At 75.0% G+C, this 15,923-nt stretch carries 18 protein-coding genes and 1 riboswitch; of the genes, 4 read left to right on the top strand and 14 right to left on the bottom strand.

The genetic code is table 11. The features are described 5' to 3' along the window. Positions 1-125: 125 nt before the first annotated feature. From FHS34_RS19150 to FHS34_RS19165, 4 genes are read right to left on the bottom strand one after another with little or no spacing between them, the layout of a single operon-like run. Positions 126-995 carry an energy-coupling factor ABC transporter ATP-binding protein gene (locus FHS34_RS19150; protein ID WP_184966908.1) on the bottom strand — a complete coding sequence of 290 codons (870 nt, stop codon included), beginning with the start codon at positions 993-995 and terminating at the stop codon, positions 126-128. Further along, positions 992-1,741, bottom strand: coding sequence for a cobalt ECF transporter T component CbiQ (gene cbiQ / locus FHS34_RS19155; RefSeq protein ID WP_184966910.1), 750 nt, complete (start codon positions 1,739-1,741; stop codon positions 992-994). The genes FHS34_RS19150 and cbiQ overlap by 4 nt, the downstream gene beginning before the upstream one ends. A gap of 7 nt (positions 1,742-1,748) precedes the next feature. Beyond that, positions 1,749-2,132, bottom strand: a complete 384-nt coding sequence (locus FHS34_RS19160; RefSeq protein ID WP_184966912.1) for an energy-coupling factor ABC transporter substrate-binding protein — start codon at positions 2,130-2,132, stop codon at positions 1,749-1,751. Then, positions 2,129-2,830, bottom strand: coding sequence for an energy-coupling factor ABC transporter permease (locus FHS34_RS19165; protein ID WP_184966914.1), 702 nt, complete (start codon positions 2,828-2,830; stop codon positions 2,129-2,131). Before FHS34_RS19165 ends, FHS34_RS19160 begins: the two co-directional genes overlap by 4 nt. Before the next feature lie 30 nt (positions 2,831-2,860). Continuing rightward, positions 2,861-3,039: riboswitch (cobalamin riboswitch) on the bottom strand. Positions 3,040-3,490: 451 nt separating this feature from the next. Here FHS34_RS19165 and FHS34_RS19170 point away from each other — a divergent pair. Beyond that, positions 3,491-5,566: a SpoIIE family protein phosphatase gene (locus FHS34_RS19170; protein ID WP_184966916.1), complete on the top strand. Its 2,076-nt coding sequence runs from the start codon at positions 3,491-3,493 to the stop codon at positions 5,564-5,566. Positions 5,567-5,584: 18 nt separating this feature from the next. Here FHS34_RS19170 and FHS34_RS43475 read toward each other — a convergent pair whose 3' ends face one another. From FHS34_RS43475 to FHS34_RS19195, 6 genes are all read right to left on the bottom strand, one after another. Then, positions 5,585-5,719 carry a hypothetical protein gene (locus FHS34_RS43475; RefSeq protein WP_263978403.1) on the bottom strand — a complete coding sequence of 45 codons (135 nt, stop codon included), beginning with the start codon at positions 5,717-5,719 and terminating at the stop codon, positions 5,585-5,587. 151 nt (positions 5,720-5,870) lie between these two features. Then, positions 5,871-6,836 carry a pirin family protein gene (locus FHS34_RS19175; RefSeq protein ID WP_184966918.1) on the bottom strand — a complete coding sequence of 322 codons (966 nt, stop codon included), beginning with the start codon at positions 6,834-6,836 and terminating at the stop codon, positions 5,871-5,873. Between the two features lie 228 nt (positions 6,837-7,064). After that, positions 7,065-7,421 (bottom strand): hypothetical protein, encoded by a 357-nt coding sequence (locus FHS34_RS19180; RefSeq protein ID WP_184966919.1) that lies wholly within the window; start codon positions 7,419-7,421, stop codon positions 7,065-7,067. Beyond that, positions 7,418-8,104, bottom strand: a complete 687-nt coding sequence (locus tag FHS34_RS19185; RefSeq protein ID WP_184966920.1) for an RNA polymerase sigma factor — start codon at positions 8,102-8,104, stop codon at positions 7,418-7,420. Before FHS34_RS19185 ends, FHS34_RS19180 begins: the two co-directional genes overlap by 4 nt. A gap of 63 nt (positions 8,105-8,167) precedes the next feature. Further along, positions 8,168-8,608, bottom strand: a complete 441-nt coding sequence (locus tag FHS34_RS19190) for a hypothetical protein (RefSeq protein ID WP_184966922.1) — start codon at positions 8,606-8,608, stop codon at positions 8,168-8,170. Between the two features lie 278 nt (positions 8,609-8,886). Further along, a complete protein-coding gene (locus FHS34_RS19195; protein WP_184966924.1) occupies positions 8,887-9,582 on the bottom strand; it encodes a type 1 glutamine amidotransferase domain-containing protein in 696 nt (231 codons plus the stop codon). 141 nt (positions 9,583-9,723) lie between these two features. On the opposite strand from FHS34_RS19195, the gene FHS34_RS19200 reads away from it, so the two are divergent. Beyond that, positions 9,724-10,671, top strand: a complete 948-nt coding sequence (locus tag FHS34_RS19200) for a LysR family transcriptional regulator (protein ID WP_225817511.1) — start codon at positions 9,724-9,726, stop codon at positions 10,669-10,671. A 330-nt stretch (positions 10,672-11,001) separates the two neighbouring features. Here the strand turns inward: FHS34_RS19200 and FHS34_RS19205 are convergent, their stop codons facing one another. Next, complete coding sequence (locus FHS34_RS19205; protein ID WP_184966926.1) at positions 11,002-11,229, bottom strand: hypothetical protein; 228 nt, start codon at positions 11,227-11,229, stop codon at positions 11,002-11,004. 92 nt (positions 11,230-11,321) lie between these two features. Between FHS34_RS19205 and FHS34_RS19210 the strand changes: the two genes are divergently transcribed. Then, positions 11,322-11,678 (top strand): cupin domain-containing protein, encoded by a 357-nt coding sequence (locus tag FHS34_RS19210; RefSeq protein WP_184966928.1) that lies wholly within the window; start codon positions 11,322-11,324, stop codon positions 11,676-11,678. 128 nt (positions 11,679-11,806) lie between these two features. On the opposite strand, the gene FHS34_RS19215 is transcribed toward FHS34_RS19210, so the two are convergent. From FHS34_RS19215 to FHS34_RS19225, 3 genes are all read right to left on the bottom strand, one after another. Continuing rightward, a complete protein-coding gene (locus FHS34_RS19215; protein WP_184966930.1) occupies positions 11,807-12,784 on the bottom strand; it encodes a D-cysteine desulfhydrase family protein in 978 nt (325 codons plus the stop codon). A gap of 85 nt (positions 12,785-12,869) precedes the next feature. After that, entirely contained in the window at positions 12,870-14,222 is a 1,353-nt protein-coding gene (locus tag FHS34_RS19220; protein ID WP_184966932.1) for a vWA domain-containing protein, read from the bottom strand. Continuing rightward, a complete protein-coding gene (locus FHS34_RS19225; protein WP_184966934.1) occupies positions 14,219-15,076 on the bottom strand; it encodes an AAA family ATPase in 858 nt (285 codons plus the stop codon). Before FHS34_RS19225 ends, FHS34_RS19220 begins: the two co-directional genes overlap by 4 nt. Before the next feature lie 135 nt (positions 15,077-15,211). Between FHS34_RS19225 and FHS34_RS19230 the strand changes: the two genes are divergently transcribed. After that, on the top strand, positions 15,212-15,802 hold the full coding sequence (locus FHS34_RS19230) for a TetR/AcrR family transcriptional regulator (protein WP_184966936.1): 591 nt from the start codon (positions 15,212-15,214) through the stop codon (positions 15,800-15,802). The last annotated feature ends 121 nt before the right edge of the window (positions 15,803-15,923 follow it).

The following is a 15,923-nucleotide window of genomic DNA, read 5'->3' on the forward strand; positions in this document are numbered from 1 at the left end:
GCTGACCGGCTGTCCGGCTGTCCGGGTTCGGACGGTCGGTCCCGCCCGCCGGGCGTCAGCCGTCGTGTGTCAGCCGCCGGGCGTCAGCCGTCGTGTGTCAGCCGCCGGGCCTCAGCCGTCGTGCGTCAGCCGTCGGAGGAGACCGACGGCGCGGTCGGCGTGGGCGGCCCCGCCATGGCCGCCAGCTCCTCCGCGGTGCGCGGGCCCGACGCGCCACCGGGCAGCAACCCCTGGAACCGCAGCAGTTGTGCGGCCGCGATGCCCCACGGCAGCCGCAGTCCCGCCTGCCGCAGGAGTTCCGTGCGGGCCAGTGTCGCGGCGGCGGGCCCGGTGCGCACCGCGGACGGGGTGAGCAGGGCCACGTCGTCGGCCCAGCGCAGGGCGAGGTCGACGTCGTGGGTGGCCATGACCACGGTGGTGCCGGACGCGCGCAGGCCGTCGAGGGTGCCGAGGAGCAGTTCCTGACCGTCCGGATCGAGGCCGGCGGTGGGCTCGTCGAGGATCAGCACCCGTGGCCGCATGGCGACGGCGCCCGCGATCGCGGTCCGTTTCCGCTGCCCGTAGGAGAGCAGATGGGTGGGCCGGTCCGCGAGGGCCGTGATGTCCAGCGCGGCCAGCGCCTCGTCCACCCGCGCCCGCACCTCGTCGTCGGGCAGGCCGAGGTTCAGCGGCCCGAAGGACACGTCCTGGGCCACGGAGGCGGCGAACAGCTGGTCGTCCGGGTCCTGCACGACCAGCTGGACCGTCGTTCGCAACCGGGTCAGTCCCGCGCGGTCGTACGTCACCTGCCGCCCCTCGACCGCCAACCGGCCGGTACGCGGCTTCAGTCCACCGCTGAGCAGCCGCATCAGGGTGGTCTTGCCGCTGCCGTTGCGGCCGAGCAGGGCCAGTGCGCGGCCCTCGCGCACCTCGAAGTCGAGGCCGTCGACCACGGTGGGGCCGTCCTCGTAGGCGAAGGACGCGCCGCGCAGGGCGACCAGGGCGGCCTCGGTCATGTCAGCGGCCTTTCCAGTACGAGGGTGAGGGCGGTCAGCGACACCAGCAGGACCGCGCTCGCCGCCGTGAAGCGGACGGACACCCGGGCATCGGGCACCAGCACGCGCAGAGTGCCGTCGTAGCCGCGGCCGGCGAGACCGGACTGGAGGCGGGCCGCCCGGTCGAAGGCGCGGACGAACGCCGTCGCCCCCAGCCCCGACAGCGAACGCCAGGCCGCCGTCCGGGTGGTGTGCCCGAGCCGCGCGGCCTGCGCCTCACGGATCCGGCGCAGGGAGTCCAGCAGCAGGAAGCTCATGCGGTACGTGACCAGCGCGACGTCGACGACGGGCGCGGGCACCCCCGCCCGCACCAGCCGGGGGAGGAGGTCGGACATGGGGGTGGTGAACGCGAACAGCAGGACGCCGAGGGAGGCCGCCGACGTCCGCAGCAGCAGTTGCCCGGCACGGGCCGGACCGCCCTCGGCCAAGGCCACGAAGCCGTTCGGGCCGCCGACCTGGATCAGCAGGGTGGCGGCTCCGGTCACGCAGAAGCCCAGCGGCACCCGGTACGCACGCCACAGCCGGCGCCAGGGCACCCCCGCCGGGCCGAGCAGGACCACGAGCGCCGTCACCAGCACCAGGGCCGCGCCGGGCCAGGGGGGCAGCGAGATCGCGAAGACGGTGAGGCCGAGGCCCAGCACGGCCTTGTCCACGGGATGGCGGCGGCGCCAGCGACTGCTGTGCGCCGCCGCGTCGATCGGCAGCACGTCGGGCTCAGACCTCTCGGGCCGTGGGGTCCTCGGCGCCGCGGGGCGCGGCCTCCGGGGCCGTCGCCGGGCCCCCGGCCTGTGCCAGGGCACGCTCCTCGCCTTGGCGCCGTCCGCGCCGCAGGCCGAAGTAGTAGGAGAGGACCCCGGCACCGATCGCCGCCTGGAGGGCGAAGAGCGCCGACTCGATCTCACCGGAGGGGGGTTCGTACAGCGGCGAGAACCACGGCTCGTAGTCCGGCTTGATCTCGGTGATCGCCGTCTGGGCCTCGGTGTCGGCGCCGGTGAAGGGTTCCTCCTTGTGGTCGCCGAGCCCGAGGACCAGGGGCAGTACGGCGAGCAGGACGACGGCGAGCAGCAGCAGGGAGTTGATCTTCGCGTTCCTGCTCACCGGGCCACCGCCTCGGCGTTCGCGCCGGTCTCCCGGCCGGCCACCAGGACACCGAGCCGGGTCAGTTCGCCCTTGCTGGACTGCACGAGCAGCCGCATCACCAGCACGGTGAGGAGCCCCTCGCTGACCGCGAGCGGGATCTGGGTGACCGCGAAGATGGAGCCGAACTTGCCGAGCGCGCCGAGGAATCCGCTGCCGGGGTCGGGGAAGGCGAGGGCCAGCTGCACGCTGGTGACGCAGTAGGTGGACAGGTCGGCGACGAACGCGGCCGCGAACACCGTGACCATCAGCGGCAGATCGAAGCGCCGCAGCAGCCGGTAGACCCCGTATCCCGCCCACGGACCGACGACGGCCATCGAGAAGACGTTGGCCCCGAGTGTGGTGAGGCCGCCGTGGGCGAGCAACAGGGCCTGGAAGAGCAAGGTGATGGTGCCCAGCACCGCCATGATCGGCGGCCGGAAGAGAAGGGCGCCCAGGCCGGTGCCGGTGGGGTGCGAGCAACTCCCGGTGACGGAGGGCAGCTTCAGGGCCGACAGAACGAAGGTGAAGGCGCCGGACGCGCCGAGGAGCAGCGTGCTCTCGGGGTGTTCCCTGACCTCACGGGTGAGCGACCGTACTCCGTGGACGACGAACGGGGCGGACGCGACGCCCCAGGCGACGGCATGCGCGGGAGGAAGAAATCCCTCGGCTATGTGCATGGTTCAGCAGACCCTCTCCAGCACCTCGTGGATGGTTGACGCGCCTTGGCCGGTCTCCTGGCTCACGGGTACCACCGAACTCCGCCTTCCCGGGTCCGAGGACCCAGTGGCTGCCCGCGAGGGCCGGAGCCGGACTTCCCGATCACAGTGGCGAGGGCCGCACCGGCATCACACCGGATTTCCCGTTCACCAAGGCGTGGTGACAGTAATGCCCGCACCAAGGGAGTGACAAGCGGAACACAGGGGCACACAGGGGGCGCTCGCCGCCGCCCCGGACGCCCGGTCCTTCGCCCGCCCCGAATCCGGGCGCTCTCGCGGTCCGGCGAGCGGATGACGAGTGCCACGCCTCACACTTTTCCGGCACGACATCCCGCGCGCACACGGCCGTTCACGATGTGCGCGGAGGCGAAGGAACGGAAGCGCGGCGGGGCACCGGGACGCCACCGACCGCGGTCACCGTAGCTGTACGTAACCATTCGCTGCTTTGCATAGCGCCCCGCCGAGAAGCCGGGCGTGCCCCGGCGAGGTGACCGGCCGCGCCCGCCCGGTCACACTCCGGTCGCCGGTGGGCATGGCGTCCGGAACGCGGTGACGATGAAGGTGAAAGACAGCAAACCGCCGACGTGGCGTGCTCCCGCGAGCAGGGGAGGAGTGCGGCGTATGGGCAGGACGGATGCCCCGCGGCCCGGCACACCGGGCCGGCCCCTGCCCGGTGCCGGCTCCTCGCCCACCGGCCTGCTCGATCTGCTGAACGTCGCCGCGGTCGTGCTGGACGCGCACGGGCGCGTGGTGTTCTGGAGTCCACAGGCGGAGGAACTGTTCGGCTACGCCGCGCCCGAGGCGCTGGGCCGGTTCGCGGTGCGGCTGCTGGTGCACCAGGAGCACTGGGACGAGGTGATCTCGCTGTTCGGCGAGGTCATGGAGTCCGGCGCCGACTGGGCCGGGGCGTTCCCGGTCCGGCACAAGGACGGCAGTACGCGGCTGGTGGAGTTCCGCAACATGCGGCTGCTCGACGATCTCGGGGACACCTACGCCCTGGGCCTGGCCGTGGACCAGGCGATGGTGGCCCGGGTCGAGCGGGGCCTGGCCCTGTCGGCACGGCTGGTGTCCCAGTCCCCGATCGGCCTGGCCATCCTGGATCCCGACCTGCGCTACGTGACGGTGAACCCGGCACTGGAGCGCATCCACGGCGTCCCCGCCGCCGCGCATGTGGGCCGGCATGTCCGCGAGGTCCTGACCTTCCTGGACGCCGAGGCCGTCGAGGGACGCCTGCGCCAGGTGCTGGAGACCGGGCAGCCGGTGTCCGACCGGTACGTGGTCGGCCGCACCGCCGCCGACCCGCACCGCGAGCACGCCTGGTCGGTGTCGTACCACCGGCTGGAGGACGCCGCCGGCCGGGTGATCGGTCTGGCCACGTCCGTCATCGACATCACCGAACGCCACGAGGCGAACCTGGCGACGACACGCGCCCGCAACCGCCTGGCCCTGGTAGCCCACGCGTCCGCGTCCATCGGCACGACCCTCGACGTGGAGCGGACGGCGCACGAGCTGGCCGGTGTCGTCGTACCGGACCTGGCCGACGTGGCCGCGGTCCACGTGCTCGACAGCGTTCTGCGGGGGCGGTCCCCCTCCGAGACCGGACCCGCTCGCTTCCGGGTCGCCGCCGTCGCGACGGCACCCGCCCGCGCGACGGCACAGGCGGCGGCCGACCCGCCCGGCGGACTCGCCTCGTACGACAGCGACCGTCTCCTCACGCGCTGCGTGCGCACCCGCAAGCCGGTCCTGGTGGCCGAGGCCACCCGCGGGGACCTGTGGCACATCGCCCGCACCAGCGAGGCCGCCGCCCTCCTGGAGGCGACCGGTGTGCACTCCTATCTCGCGGTGCCGCTGCTGGCCCGCGGCGAGGTCCTCGGAGCGCTCAGCCTCGAACGCGCCGGCACGCCCGAGCCCTTCGACGAGGACGACACGCTCCTCGCCTGCGAACTGGCGAGCCGCGCCGCGACCTGCATCGACAACGCCCGCTGGTACCAGAGCGTCAGCGACACCGCCCTCGCCCTCCAGCGCCGCCTGCTCCCCGAACTGCCGCCCCGCCTGCCCGGACTGGAGATCGCCTGCCGCTATCTGCCGGCCGGAGCGGTCACCGGGATCGGCGGAGACTGGTTCGACGCGATGCGCCTGCCCGGTGACAGGACCGCTCTGGTCGTCGGCGATGTGATGGGCAGCGGCATCAACGCCGCCGCCAGCATGGGCCAACTGCGCAGCGCCACCCGCGCCTTCGCCCAGCTGGACCTCGACCCGGCTGAGGCGCTCCGCCATCTCGACCGGCTGACCGAGGACGTCGAACACACCATCGCCACCTGCGCCTACTGCCGGTACGACCCCGAGCGGGGCGAGTGCCGGGTCAGCGTGGCCGGTCATCTGCCCCCGGCCCTCGTCCGGTCCGGCCGGCCGGCCGAACTGCTCGACGTGCCCTCCGGTGTGCCGCTGGGCGTGGGCGGATGGGCGTTCAGCACGACGGCCTTCCCCTTCCGCCCCGGCGACCTCCTCGCCCTGTACACCGACGGACTGGTCGAGACGCGTGAGGACCCCATCGACGCCCGCCTCGGCATCCTCCGCGACGCCCTGACCGCCATGGCCGGCGAGGACCTGGAAGAGGCCTGCGACCGGGTCCTGGAGACCCTCCGCCCCCCGGCCGGCGACGACGTGGCCCTCCTCCTGGCCCGCGCCCGGCTCTGACCGGCTCGGCTCGCCGCCTCAGCGCGCCGCCAGGGGCGTGGAGAGCCGTCCGGCCATGACGGCGTCGGCCGAGGAGAAGGGTCTGCTGCCTCTCCCTCTCAGCAGCACCGGCAGGCCCCATGCCATCCCCTCGTGGATCAACGCGATCCGCATGTCGCGGTCGGCAAGGCGCTGCCGTGCCGAGTGTGCACCGAAGTCCGGAGCACACTCTGGACGATGGCCCGGCCGGGAAACGCTGTGAATCCCCCAGAATCGGGGATGGCGTGGGCGGACGGGGCGGGGAGGCGCCTCGTCCGGGCCCGGGTCAGCGCAGTCTGCCGCGGGGCTTCAGGGGTACCGCCGGCAGTTCCGGCGCGCGCAGCGGGGCCCCGTCGTACCCCTTCACCTCGCCGAAACGGCTCCCCTTCGCCCAGTCCTCGCGGGCCTGCTCGACCTCGGCCTGGGAGCGGGCCACGAAGTTCCACCACATGATCAGCTCCTCCGCGAAGGGTTCGCCGCCCAGCAGCATGAACCCGGCGTCCGACTCCGCGCGCAGCGGGAGTTCGGTCCGCCCGCAGCCGAGGTAGAGCATCGAGCCGGGGAGCACCGGCACCCCGTCCACGTGCACCTCGCCGGACATGGCCAGCACGCCGTACTCGAAGTCGGGTTCGAGGGGCAGACGGGTCTCCGTGCCCCGGCGCAGGGCGAGGTCGGCGCCCACGATGGGGGTGTACGTCGTACCGGGCGAGACCGAGCCGTCCAGGCCGCCGAGGAGCACCGTGGCGGTCAGGCCGGGTGCCGTGACCGTGGGCAGGTCCGGGTGGTACTCGAACTTCGGGCCGGTGTCGCGGTGTTCGTCGGGCAGGGCGACCCACAGCTGCGCGCCGTGCAGGAAGCGGGCGTGCGGGCGGGGGCTCTCCTCGGAGTGGCTGATCCCGCGGCCCGAGGTCATCAGGCCCAGCTGCCGGGGCCCGATCGTCTGCCGGCTGCCCGTCGAGTCGCGGTGCAGCACCTCGCCCGCGTGCAGCCAGCTGACCGTCTGCAGCCCGATGTGCGGATGCGGCGGGACCTGCATGCCGGGCTCGTCGGCGATGTCGTCCGGGCCGTAGTGGTCGACGAAGGCCCACGCGCCGATCATGCGACGGCCGAGGTTCGGCAGCAGCCGGCGTACCTCGGTCGACTCGCCCAGCTGCACATGACGGGGGCTCAGCAGTTCGCGGACCGGCTCGGCGACGACGAAGCCGCGGCCACCGCAGACACTGGGCACGGGCGCGCGGTCAAGGTTGCTCATGCCGCCCAACTTAGCGCCGCGGGAGCCGGCCGGGGTGTGCGCGAACCCCGATGTCACCCGGTCCGGCACCGGACACGCCACGCACCCCGCCCGCCCGGAGCGGGGCTCACGGGCCGGGGACGCTCGGGGTGGGCCGGGCGGAGCGCCTCCCGGGCCGGGTCTGCTCGGGTGGGCCGGGCGGAGCGGCTCACGGGCCGGGTGTGCTCGGGGTCGGCCGGGCGGAGCCCCCTACGGGCCGGGTGTGCTCGGGGTGGGCGTGCTCGGGGTGGGCCGGGCGGCGGACGGGCTCACCGCGCTCGGGACCGGGGACGGTGTGCCGATCGGCGGGTGCGGGGAGCGGGCCGGGCCGGCCGGGCGGGGCTCCCCGCCGCGCAGCGCGAAGAACACCAGCGCCGCCACGGCGGCCAGGGCCAGCACGCCCACCACGGCACGGCGCACCGGTACGCTCCGGATCCGCGCCGGTCGGGACGGCGGGCGCAGGGGCCGCAGGTCGGCCGGGCCGACGGAGTGCGCACGTGCGGCCAGCGCGGCCCGCAGCCGCTCCTCGACCGGCGTCGCCGTGGTCCCCGTACCGGGCTCGTTCATCGCAGTCCCTCCAGACGCCGGCCCAGAGCGTCCAGGGCCCTGCTGGCCGTGGACTTGACGGCACCGCGCGACAGCCCGAGCGTCGCCGCGATCTCGGCCTCGGTCAGATGCGACCAGTAGCGCAGCACCAGCACCTCCCGCTGCCGCCGGGTCAGCGTGCGCAGCGCGGCGAGCACCTCCCGGTGGTCCTCGTGCAGCAGCACGTCCTCCTCCGGTGCGGGCGCGTGTCCTTCGGGCTCGGGGGTGTGCGCCCGTACGGTCCTGCGGCGCCGCAGGACCGAGCGGGCCGCGTTGACGACACTGGTCCGCAGGTACGCCTCCGGATCGTCCAGCGCCGCGAGGCGGTGGCCGTGCCGCCGGAACAGCGCGGTGAAGGCGTCCTGTACGACGTCCTCGGCCGTGGGCAGGTCGTCCACCAGAAGCACCGCCAGGCGCACCAGCGACAGCCGGCGGTGGTGGTACAGCTCCTCGATGTCCGGCTCGCCTCCGGCCCCGGCGGCCGGCCGGGTGCCGGCGCGGGGCTCGGCGCCGGGCGCGGCGGGTGTCGTACCCGTACCCGTGCCCGTGCGGGCGAGGACGGGCAACCGCAGCGCGTGCGTGAACCGCCGCCAGGAGGCGGGGCGCTTCGGGGTGCCGGTTCGGTCCCGGGGCAGGGCCGCCGCCGGTGGTGTCGCTGTCGTCATGGATCTCCCGGTGCCGGGTGCGGGGGAGCCGCCGCGCGACGGCTCCCCCGCACCGGCCCTGCCTCAGTGCTGCTGCGGAACCGGCGCCGGCGTGGCGTGACGGTGGTGCGGTACGGGCGCCGGGCGGGCCGGCTCCGGCGCGGCGGTGGACGGCACGGGGCTCGGGATGGCCTGTCCGGGAGTGGCCGGGACGGGGGAGGGGGTGGCGGTGCGGGGCGTGGCCGGGACGGGGGAGGGGGTGGCGGTGCGGGGCGTGGACGGTACCGGGGAGGGGGTGGCCGTGCGGGGCGTGGACGGTACCGGGGAGGGGGTGGCGGAGCTGGGCGTGGACGGCACCGGGGAGGGGGTGGCGGTGCGGGCCGGGGCCGCGGAGTGGCCGCCGTCCTGCGCCGCCTGGGCGGTCATGGTGCCGGCGACGGCCAGGGCCGCGCCTACGGCGGAGACCCCCAGCGCGGCGCGCAGCCGGTGGATGCGGTTGGGGCGCGGGGCACGGTGTGCGGACATGTGTTCCTTCGGTCGCTCGGGTCGGACATCTGGTCGAAGTGGAGGCCTCCACCCCGACAGACGTCCGACCCCGTCCGAGGTTGCAGGTGACGGCGGAGAGATTTCCCGCCCGGCCTGCCGCCCCGCCTTCACCGCCCCGGCGAGCGATCGCCCCGGGACCGATCCGGGTGGGGAACCGCCCTGCTGCCGGCGAGTGACGCCCCGGGTCCAGGGTGAGCACCAGCCCCTGCCCCGGCCGAGCGACCGTCCCCGCCCCGCCTCCGCCGCCCCGGTGCGTGTCAGCCCAGCCGCTTCAGCAGTTCCCCGGCGACCGGGGCCGAGGAGGCAGGGTTCTGGCCGGTGATCAGGGTGCGGTCCACCACCACGTGCGGCGCCCACGGCTCACCGGCGCGCACGTCCACGCCCGCCTCCGTCAGCCGGTCCTGCAGCAGCCACCTGGCCCGGCCGGCCAGGCCGCCCTGGGTCTCCTCCTCGTTGGTGAAGGCCGCGGCGCGATACCCGGCGAAGGCGTTGGTGCCGTCGGGGCGGACGGCGGCGAGCAGGGCGGCGGGACCGTGGCAGACCACGGCCAGCGGTTTGCCCGAGTCCAGGGCCGCGACCAGCACCCCGCCCGACTCGACGTCCACGGCCAGGTCCTCCATGGGGCCGTGCCCGCCGGGGTAGAACACGGCGGCGTAGTCGTCCAGGTCCACCTCCGCGAGCTTGACCGGCGTCCGCAGCTCGGTCATCTCCTCCAGCGCGCCGGCGATCTCGTCGGCCCTCTCCCGGCCCCCGTTGACCTCGGCGGCCAGGCTCGCCCGGTCGACCGGCGGCAGCACGCCGCCCGGCGTGGCGACGACGACCTCGTGCCCGGCGGCCCTGAGGGCGCGCCAGGGGACCACGGCCTCCTCCGCCCAGAAGCCGGTCGGGTGGGTGCTGCCGTCGGCGAGGGTCCAGTGATCGGCGCCGGTCATCACGAACAGGATCTTCGACATGGGGTTCTCTCTTCGGGGAGCGTGCGTCTGCGAGACCGAACGTAGGCGACCCGGCCCATAGGGAACCAATGAAGCATCGTATGGCTGGTATTGGATCTCCTATGGGGCGGGCGGGAATACCGGGAGGTGATACTCGGACCCGTGGAGACCGCTTCCCTCGACCTGAACCTGCTGCGCACCTTCCTCGCGGTGTACCGCTCCGGCTCCTTCACCGGCGCCGCCCGGCTGCTCGGGCTGTCGCAGCCGACGGTGACGACGCAGATGCGCGCGCTGGAACGGCAGACCGGCCGGGAGCTGTTCGAGCGGCTGCCGCGCGGGGTCATGCCGACCCCGGTGGCCGACGAGCTGGCGACCCGGGTCGCCGCACCCCTGGACGAACTGGCCGCCGTCGCCGGTCCCACCCCGCCGGCCGGTGCCCGGGCCGAGCCCGTCCACCTCGCCGGCCCGGCGGAACTGCTGTGCACGACCGTCCTGCCGGCGCTGGCGCCGCTGGTCGCGGCGGGCGTACGGCTGCGGGTGTCGACCGGGCTGACCGATCCGCTGCTGGACGAACTGCGCGCCGGGCGCCACGACCTGGTGATCGCCACCACCCGCCCGCGTGGTCGCACCCTGCACGCCGTTCCGCTCACCGACGAGGAGTTCGTCCTGGTCGCCGCCCCGGTCTGGGCCGAGCGGCTGAGGGGCCGTCAGCGTGCCCGTCAGTCCGCCGAGGGCGCCCGGCCCGGCGCGCGGGAACCCTTCGACCCCGCCGTCCTGCACGACGTCCCGCTCGTCACCTACGCCGAGGATCTGCCGATCGCCCGCCGCTACTGGCGGCACGTCTTCGGCCGGCGGCTGTCCCGTACCGCCGCCGTGACCGTGCCCGACCTGCGCGGTGTCCGCGCGGCCGTGGCCGCGGGCGCCGGGTTCAGTGTGCTGCCCCGTTACCTGTGCCAGGAGCTGCTGGCGTCCGGTGACCTCGTCGCGCTGCTGGAACCGGAGGACCCGCCGATCAACACCGGCTTCCTCGTCCAGCGCCCCGGCGCCCCCGACAACCCGGACGTGGCCCGCGTCCGCGCCCTGCTGCTCCGGGCGGCACGCGGCTGGTAGGCCTCGCGCAAGCACGCCGCCCGGCGCCGCCGTCACCGTCGTCGCCGGGGGAGGCCGCGAGCACGGTCACCCTCGGGCGCGAGCACCTCACCCTCGGACGGTGCGTGGCGGCGCCTAACAGCACGGCCTCGGAGTCGAACTCCAGCCCCGGGCAGTGCCGTGGCACCCGGTCCACCAGCTGGGCCGCGACGTCGTGCACCGCCCGGAGGTGGGCCACCGGCCGGGGCGGGGCGGCGACCCGCTCCAGCAGACGGACGGCCCGCGCCGGCAGGGGGCGCAGGGGCGGATCCGTGAGGTCGTCCATCGCCGTCGACGCTGTGCCGGAGGCTGTCACCGTGCCAGGGTGATCACCGGCGCGCGGCCCGCCGGAGAGCCGACCGGAACACCCGCCACGACAGCGCCCTCGTACGCCGCCGGCGCGTCGGACGCCCGCTGCCCGGCCTCGCCCGTCCCGGCTTCCGGCGGGCCGGACGCGTGCGGCCAAGAGACGGGCATCGCCGCCCCGTCCGCCGGATGGCGGCGCCGGATCGGCGGGCCGACGATGGTCTCGTGGGGCACGGCCGCCGCCGCGACGCCGGCGTCGTCCGAGGCCGCCGGGGGACGGAGGCCGGCCCCGGCCGCGGTCAGCGGCCGGAAGGGAGGACACCGTCATGCTGGAAGTGAAGGCGGTCGACAAGCCGGACGAACGGCGCGACTTCCCCCGCGGCCACCTCGAAGCGCTCCACCTGACCGGGCTCGACTTCGCGGTGGGCACCTTCGAACCGGGCTGGCGCTGGTCGGAGTCCGTGGCACCGATCGCGGGAACGGCGAGCTGCATGGTCCACCACAACGGATACGTCGTGCAGGGACGGATGCACCTCCGCATGGACGACGGCGGAGAGGGTGAGGTCGGCCCGGGCGACGTCTTCGTGTGCCCGCCCGGCCACGACGCCTGGGTGGTCGGGGACGAGCAGGTCGTGCTCTACGACTTCGCCGGGACCATGGCGAACGAGTACGCGAGGAGTTGAACGAGTAGGCGAGGAGCCGGCCGTACGGCGGTCCGTCCGCCCGCTCCCTCACCGGGCCGCACCGACCGCGGCCCGGTGGCCTGTCCGGGGCCCTCGCGGGCCGGCGGCCCCGGTGACCGCGATCCCCCTCAGTCGCCGAAGGTCCGCGCTCCCTCTTCCGCGAAGGCCACCGCGGCCGGGTGGCCGAACAGGCCGGGCAGCCCGCCGGTGTGGACGAAGACCGTCCGCTCGCCCGGGCGGACGTCGCCGTCCCGGACGGCCGCGTGAAGGCCGGCCAGCGCCCGGCCCGTGTAGGTCGGGTCCAGGACCAGGCCCTCGGTGCGGGCGGCCAGGCGGAGCGCCCGCGACACCGCGTCGGTCAGGGCCGCGTAGCCGGCCCCCACCTGGTCCCGGCGCACCCGCAGCCGCCCCGCGTCGACCTCCTCCGTCGTGAGCGGCGCGGCGAACTCCGCCACCGCCGCGGCCGGGTCGGCCAGCGCGCCCACGTCGACACCGAGCACCGAACCGCCGCCCAGGGCCGCGACCAGACCGGCCATGGTGCCGCCCGAGCCCAGCGCGACCACCGCCGTGCGCAGGCCGGGAAGCTGCTCGCGCAGCTCCGTGCCGCAGCGCGCGTAGCCCCGGGCGCCCAGCACGCTGGAACCGCCGAACGGGATCAGCGCCGGACGGGCACCGTCCGCCCGCAGCCGCGCGCCGACCTCGGCCGCCGCCCTGTCCAGCCCGGCCTGGTCCACCTCTCCGGCCCAGGCGAGCCGCGCCCCGAAGAGCCCGTCCAGGGCGAGGTTGCCGGAGCGCGAGACGCCCGGGGAACCGCGCAGGACGAGGACGACATCCAGCCCGAGCCGGGCACCCGCGGCGGCGGTCAGCCGGGCGTGGTTGCTCTGCGGCGCCCCGGTCGTCACCAGTGTGTCCGCGCCCTCGGCGAGGGCCGCGCCCACCGTCCACTCCAGCTTGCGGATCTTGTTCCCGCCGCCGCCCGGGCCGGTCAGGTCGTCCCGTTTCACCCACAGGTCGTCCGGCCCGAGCCCGAGCGCGGCGGCCAGCCGCGGAGCCGGTTCGACGGGGGTGGGGAAGGTGCCCAGCGGCACGGGAGGGTGGTGGCTCATGGCGAGGTCCTCGGGTCGGTGGCCGGCCGGGTGCGGCCGGCGTCACGCCCAGTCGATCATGGCAGGGCGCCCGGCGTCCCGTGTGTCACACCGGCAGCAGGCGGGCGATGAGCGCGCCGAGCTGCCGGGCCGTGCGGCACTCGTGCATCGCGACGAGGCCGGCGTAGGCGGGCGCGGCCGAGTCGCCGGTGCCCCAGCGGTCCCGCGGCTCGGGGTTCAGCCAGTAGACGCGCCGGGCCTGCCGGGCGACCTCGCGCACGGCGTGGAGGTTCGGGTCGCTCATGTTCGTGCGTGCGTCTCCGAGGACGAACACCGTCGTCCGCGGGCCGACCGCACCGCCGTACCGCTCGGCGAACTCGCCCAGCGCCACGCCGTAGTCGCTGCTGCCGTGCCAGCCGGTGAGCGTGGCCTCGGCACGGATCCGGGCGCCGAGGCCGTCGGGGTCGGCGCGGCCGTGGTCGAGCAGGCCGGTCACCTCGTCGAGCCGGTTGACGAAGGCGAACACGCGGACCTTGCTGAACTGGTCGTGCAGGGCCTGCACGAGGAGCATGGTGAAGTCCGAGAAGCCGGAGACCGAGCCGGACACGTCGCACAGCAGCACCAGTTCGGGGCGGACCGGGCGGCGCCGGCGCAGCACCGGCCGCATCGGCACCCCGCCGGTGGACAGCGACGAGCGCAGGGTGCGCCGGAGGTCGACCGTGCCGCGCGCGGCCCGGCGGCGGCGCGCGGCGAGCCGGGTGGCCAGCTTGCGCGCCAGCGGCGCCACGGCCCGGCGCAGCTCCGTGAGCTGGTCCCGGTTCGCGAACAGGAAGTCGACCCGGTCGGCGGTCGGCCGGACACCCCGCCGCGCGATCTCGTCCCGCCCGCGCCGCTCCGCCACCCGGCGCCGCGCCTCCGCTGCGACCATCCGCCGGAACTCCTCGATCCGGCCCCGGATCTCGTCGTCGAGGAGCCGGTCCGCGAACCCCGCGCCGCTGCCGTCCCGGCCCCGGACATCGGCCCGCACCCGGGCCAGCAGGGTCTGCGGACGCAGCCGGTCCAGGGTCTGGTACGCCGACCAGCCGTCCGAGCCCGGTGAACTCCCGTACCCGCCCATGCCGTCGACCGCCTCCGCCGCCAACCGGGCCATCAGCGCCCGGTCGTCGGCGGCCAGCGCCTCGGCGAGCCGGTCGCGCAGGGTCTCCCGGTCCAGGGGCGCCTCCCGCGGACCGCCGACCCCCCGCGGGAAGTACAGGTCGAAGACCGAGTCGAACAGGGCGCGTTGGCCGGGTCCGTGCAGCAGCGTCGCGGCCAGCCCTTCGCGCAGCAGCTCCCGGTCCGCGAGGCCCAGCGCCTCCACCGCGCGGGCCGCGTCCACGGTCTCCCCGGTGCCGATCCGCACCCCGTGCCCGCGCAGCGCGCCGACCAGGCCCGTGATCCGCTCGGCGACGGCGGTCACAGCGCTTCCAGGTCGAGCTTGGCCGCCGCCTTCTGGATGTCGTCCTGGTGCTTGAGGATCACCCCGAGGGTGTCCCGTACGACGGTCTCGTCCAGGGTGTCGGCGCCGAGCGCCAGCAGGGTGCGCGCCCAGTCGACGGTCTCGGCGACGGACGGCGCCTTGCGCAGGTCCATCGCGCGCAGCGCGCCGACCACCCGGACCACCGACTCGGTGAGCGCCTGGCCGAGGCCCGGCACCTTCAGCCGTACGATGCGCCGCTCCAGCTCCTCCTCCGGGAAGCCGATGTGCAGGAACAGGCAGCGGCGGCGCAGTGCCTCGGACAGCTCCCGGCCGGCGTTCGAGGTGAGGACGACGAACGGGCGGCGGGTCGCGGTGACCGTGCCCAGTTCCGGGACCGTGACCTGGAAGTCGCTGAGCACCTCCAGCAGCAGGCCCTCCATCTCGACGTCGGCCTTGTCGGTCTCGTCGATGAGGAGCACCGTCGGCTCGTCGCCGCGGATGGCGGTCAGCAGGGGGCGGGGGAGCAGGAACTCCTCGCTGAAGATGTCGGTGCGGGTCTCGTCCCAGCTCTCGTCCCGGCCGGCGCTGATCCGCAGCAGCTGCTTGGCGTGGTTCCACTCGTACAGCGCCCGGGACTCGTCCACGCCCTCGTAGCACTGGAGCCGCACCAGCCGGGCGGCGGCCACCTGGGCGACGGCCTTGGCCAGCTCGGTCTTGCCGACTCCGGCGGGTCCCTCCACCAGCAGCGGCTTGCCCAGCCGGGCGGCGAGGAACACGGTGGTGGCGACGGCGGGGGAGGCGAGATAGCCGGTCTCGGCGAGACGGGCGGAGACGTCGTCGACGGACGTGAACAACGGGGCCTCCGGCGGTTCGGGGAGCAGGGTCCGGGGTCGGACGGGTCCGACTTATATCTAAGCGCTTGTTCAGCGCCCGCGCCACGGTATACACCGATCGGTTTCTTTCGTGGCGCGCCACGGTAACCTCGTCCCATGGCCACCACAGAGAGGCAGCCGGGGAAGGCGTCCCCGCGTGACCGGCTGCTCGACGCCGCCGCCCGGCTCTCCTACCAGGACGGCGTCTCCGTCGGCATCGAGGCGCTGTGCCGGGCGGCGGGTGTGTCCAAGCGGTCGATGTACCAGCTGTTCGACAGCAAGGACGCGATGCTGGCCGCGAGCCTGGAGCGGCGCATCCCCTGGTACGAGGCCCAGCTCGCCCACCCCGACCCCGGCTCGGCGACCCCGCGCGAGCGCATCCTGTACGTCTTCGAACAGCTGGCGCGGGCCTCCCTGGACGCCGGCTACCACGGCTGCCCCTATCTGGCGGTGCTGGTCGAGCTGAAGGACCCGGAGCATCCGGCGAGCGTGGTCGCCCGCGGGGTCAAGGAGGCGCTGGCGGCCCGTTTCCGTACCGAGGCGGAGCAGGGCGGGGCCCGCGAGCCCGAGCTGCTCGCCCGCCAGCTGGTGCTGGTCTTCGACGGCGCCAGCGCCCGGGCCGGCGCCGGGGTGGAGCGCCTGGACGACGGCCTCGTCATGGCGACGGTGACCGCGCTCCTGGACGCGGCCGGCGTGCGCCAGGCGTAGGAGTGCCGGGGCGCCGGGGTGCCGGACCGCTGTGCCGCGGGGCGCCTCCGGGGCACTGAGACAGGTGGCGTGGCGGTAGCTCCCCGACGGGTGACCTCGGGGATTCCCGGAACACCACCCC

The sequence above is a fragment of the Streptomyces echinatus genome (genome assembly GCF_014203595.1).
Classification (GTDB): domain Bacteria; phylum Actinomycetota; class Actinomycetes; order Streptomycetales; family Streptomycetaceae; genus Streptomyces; species Streptomyces echinatus.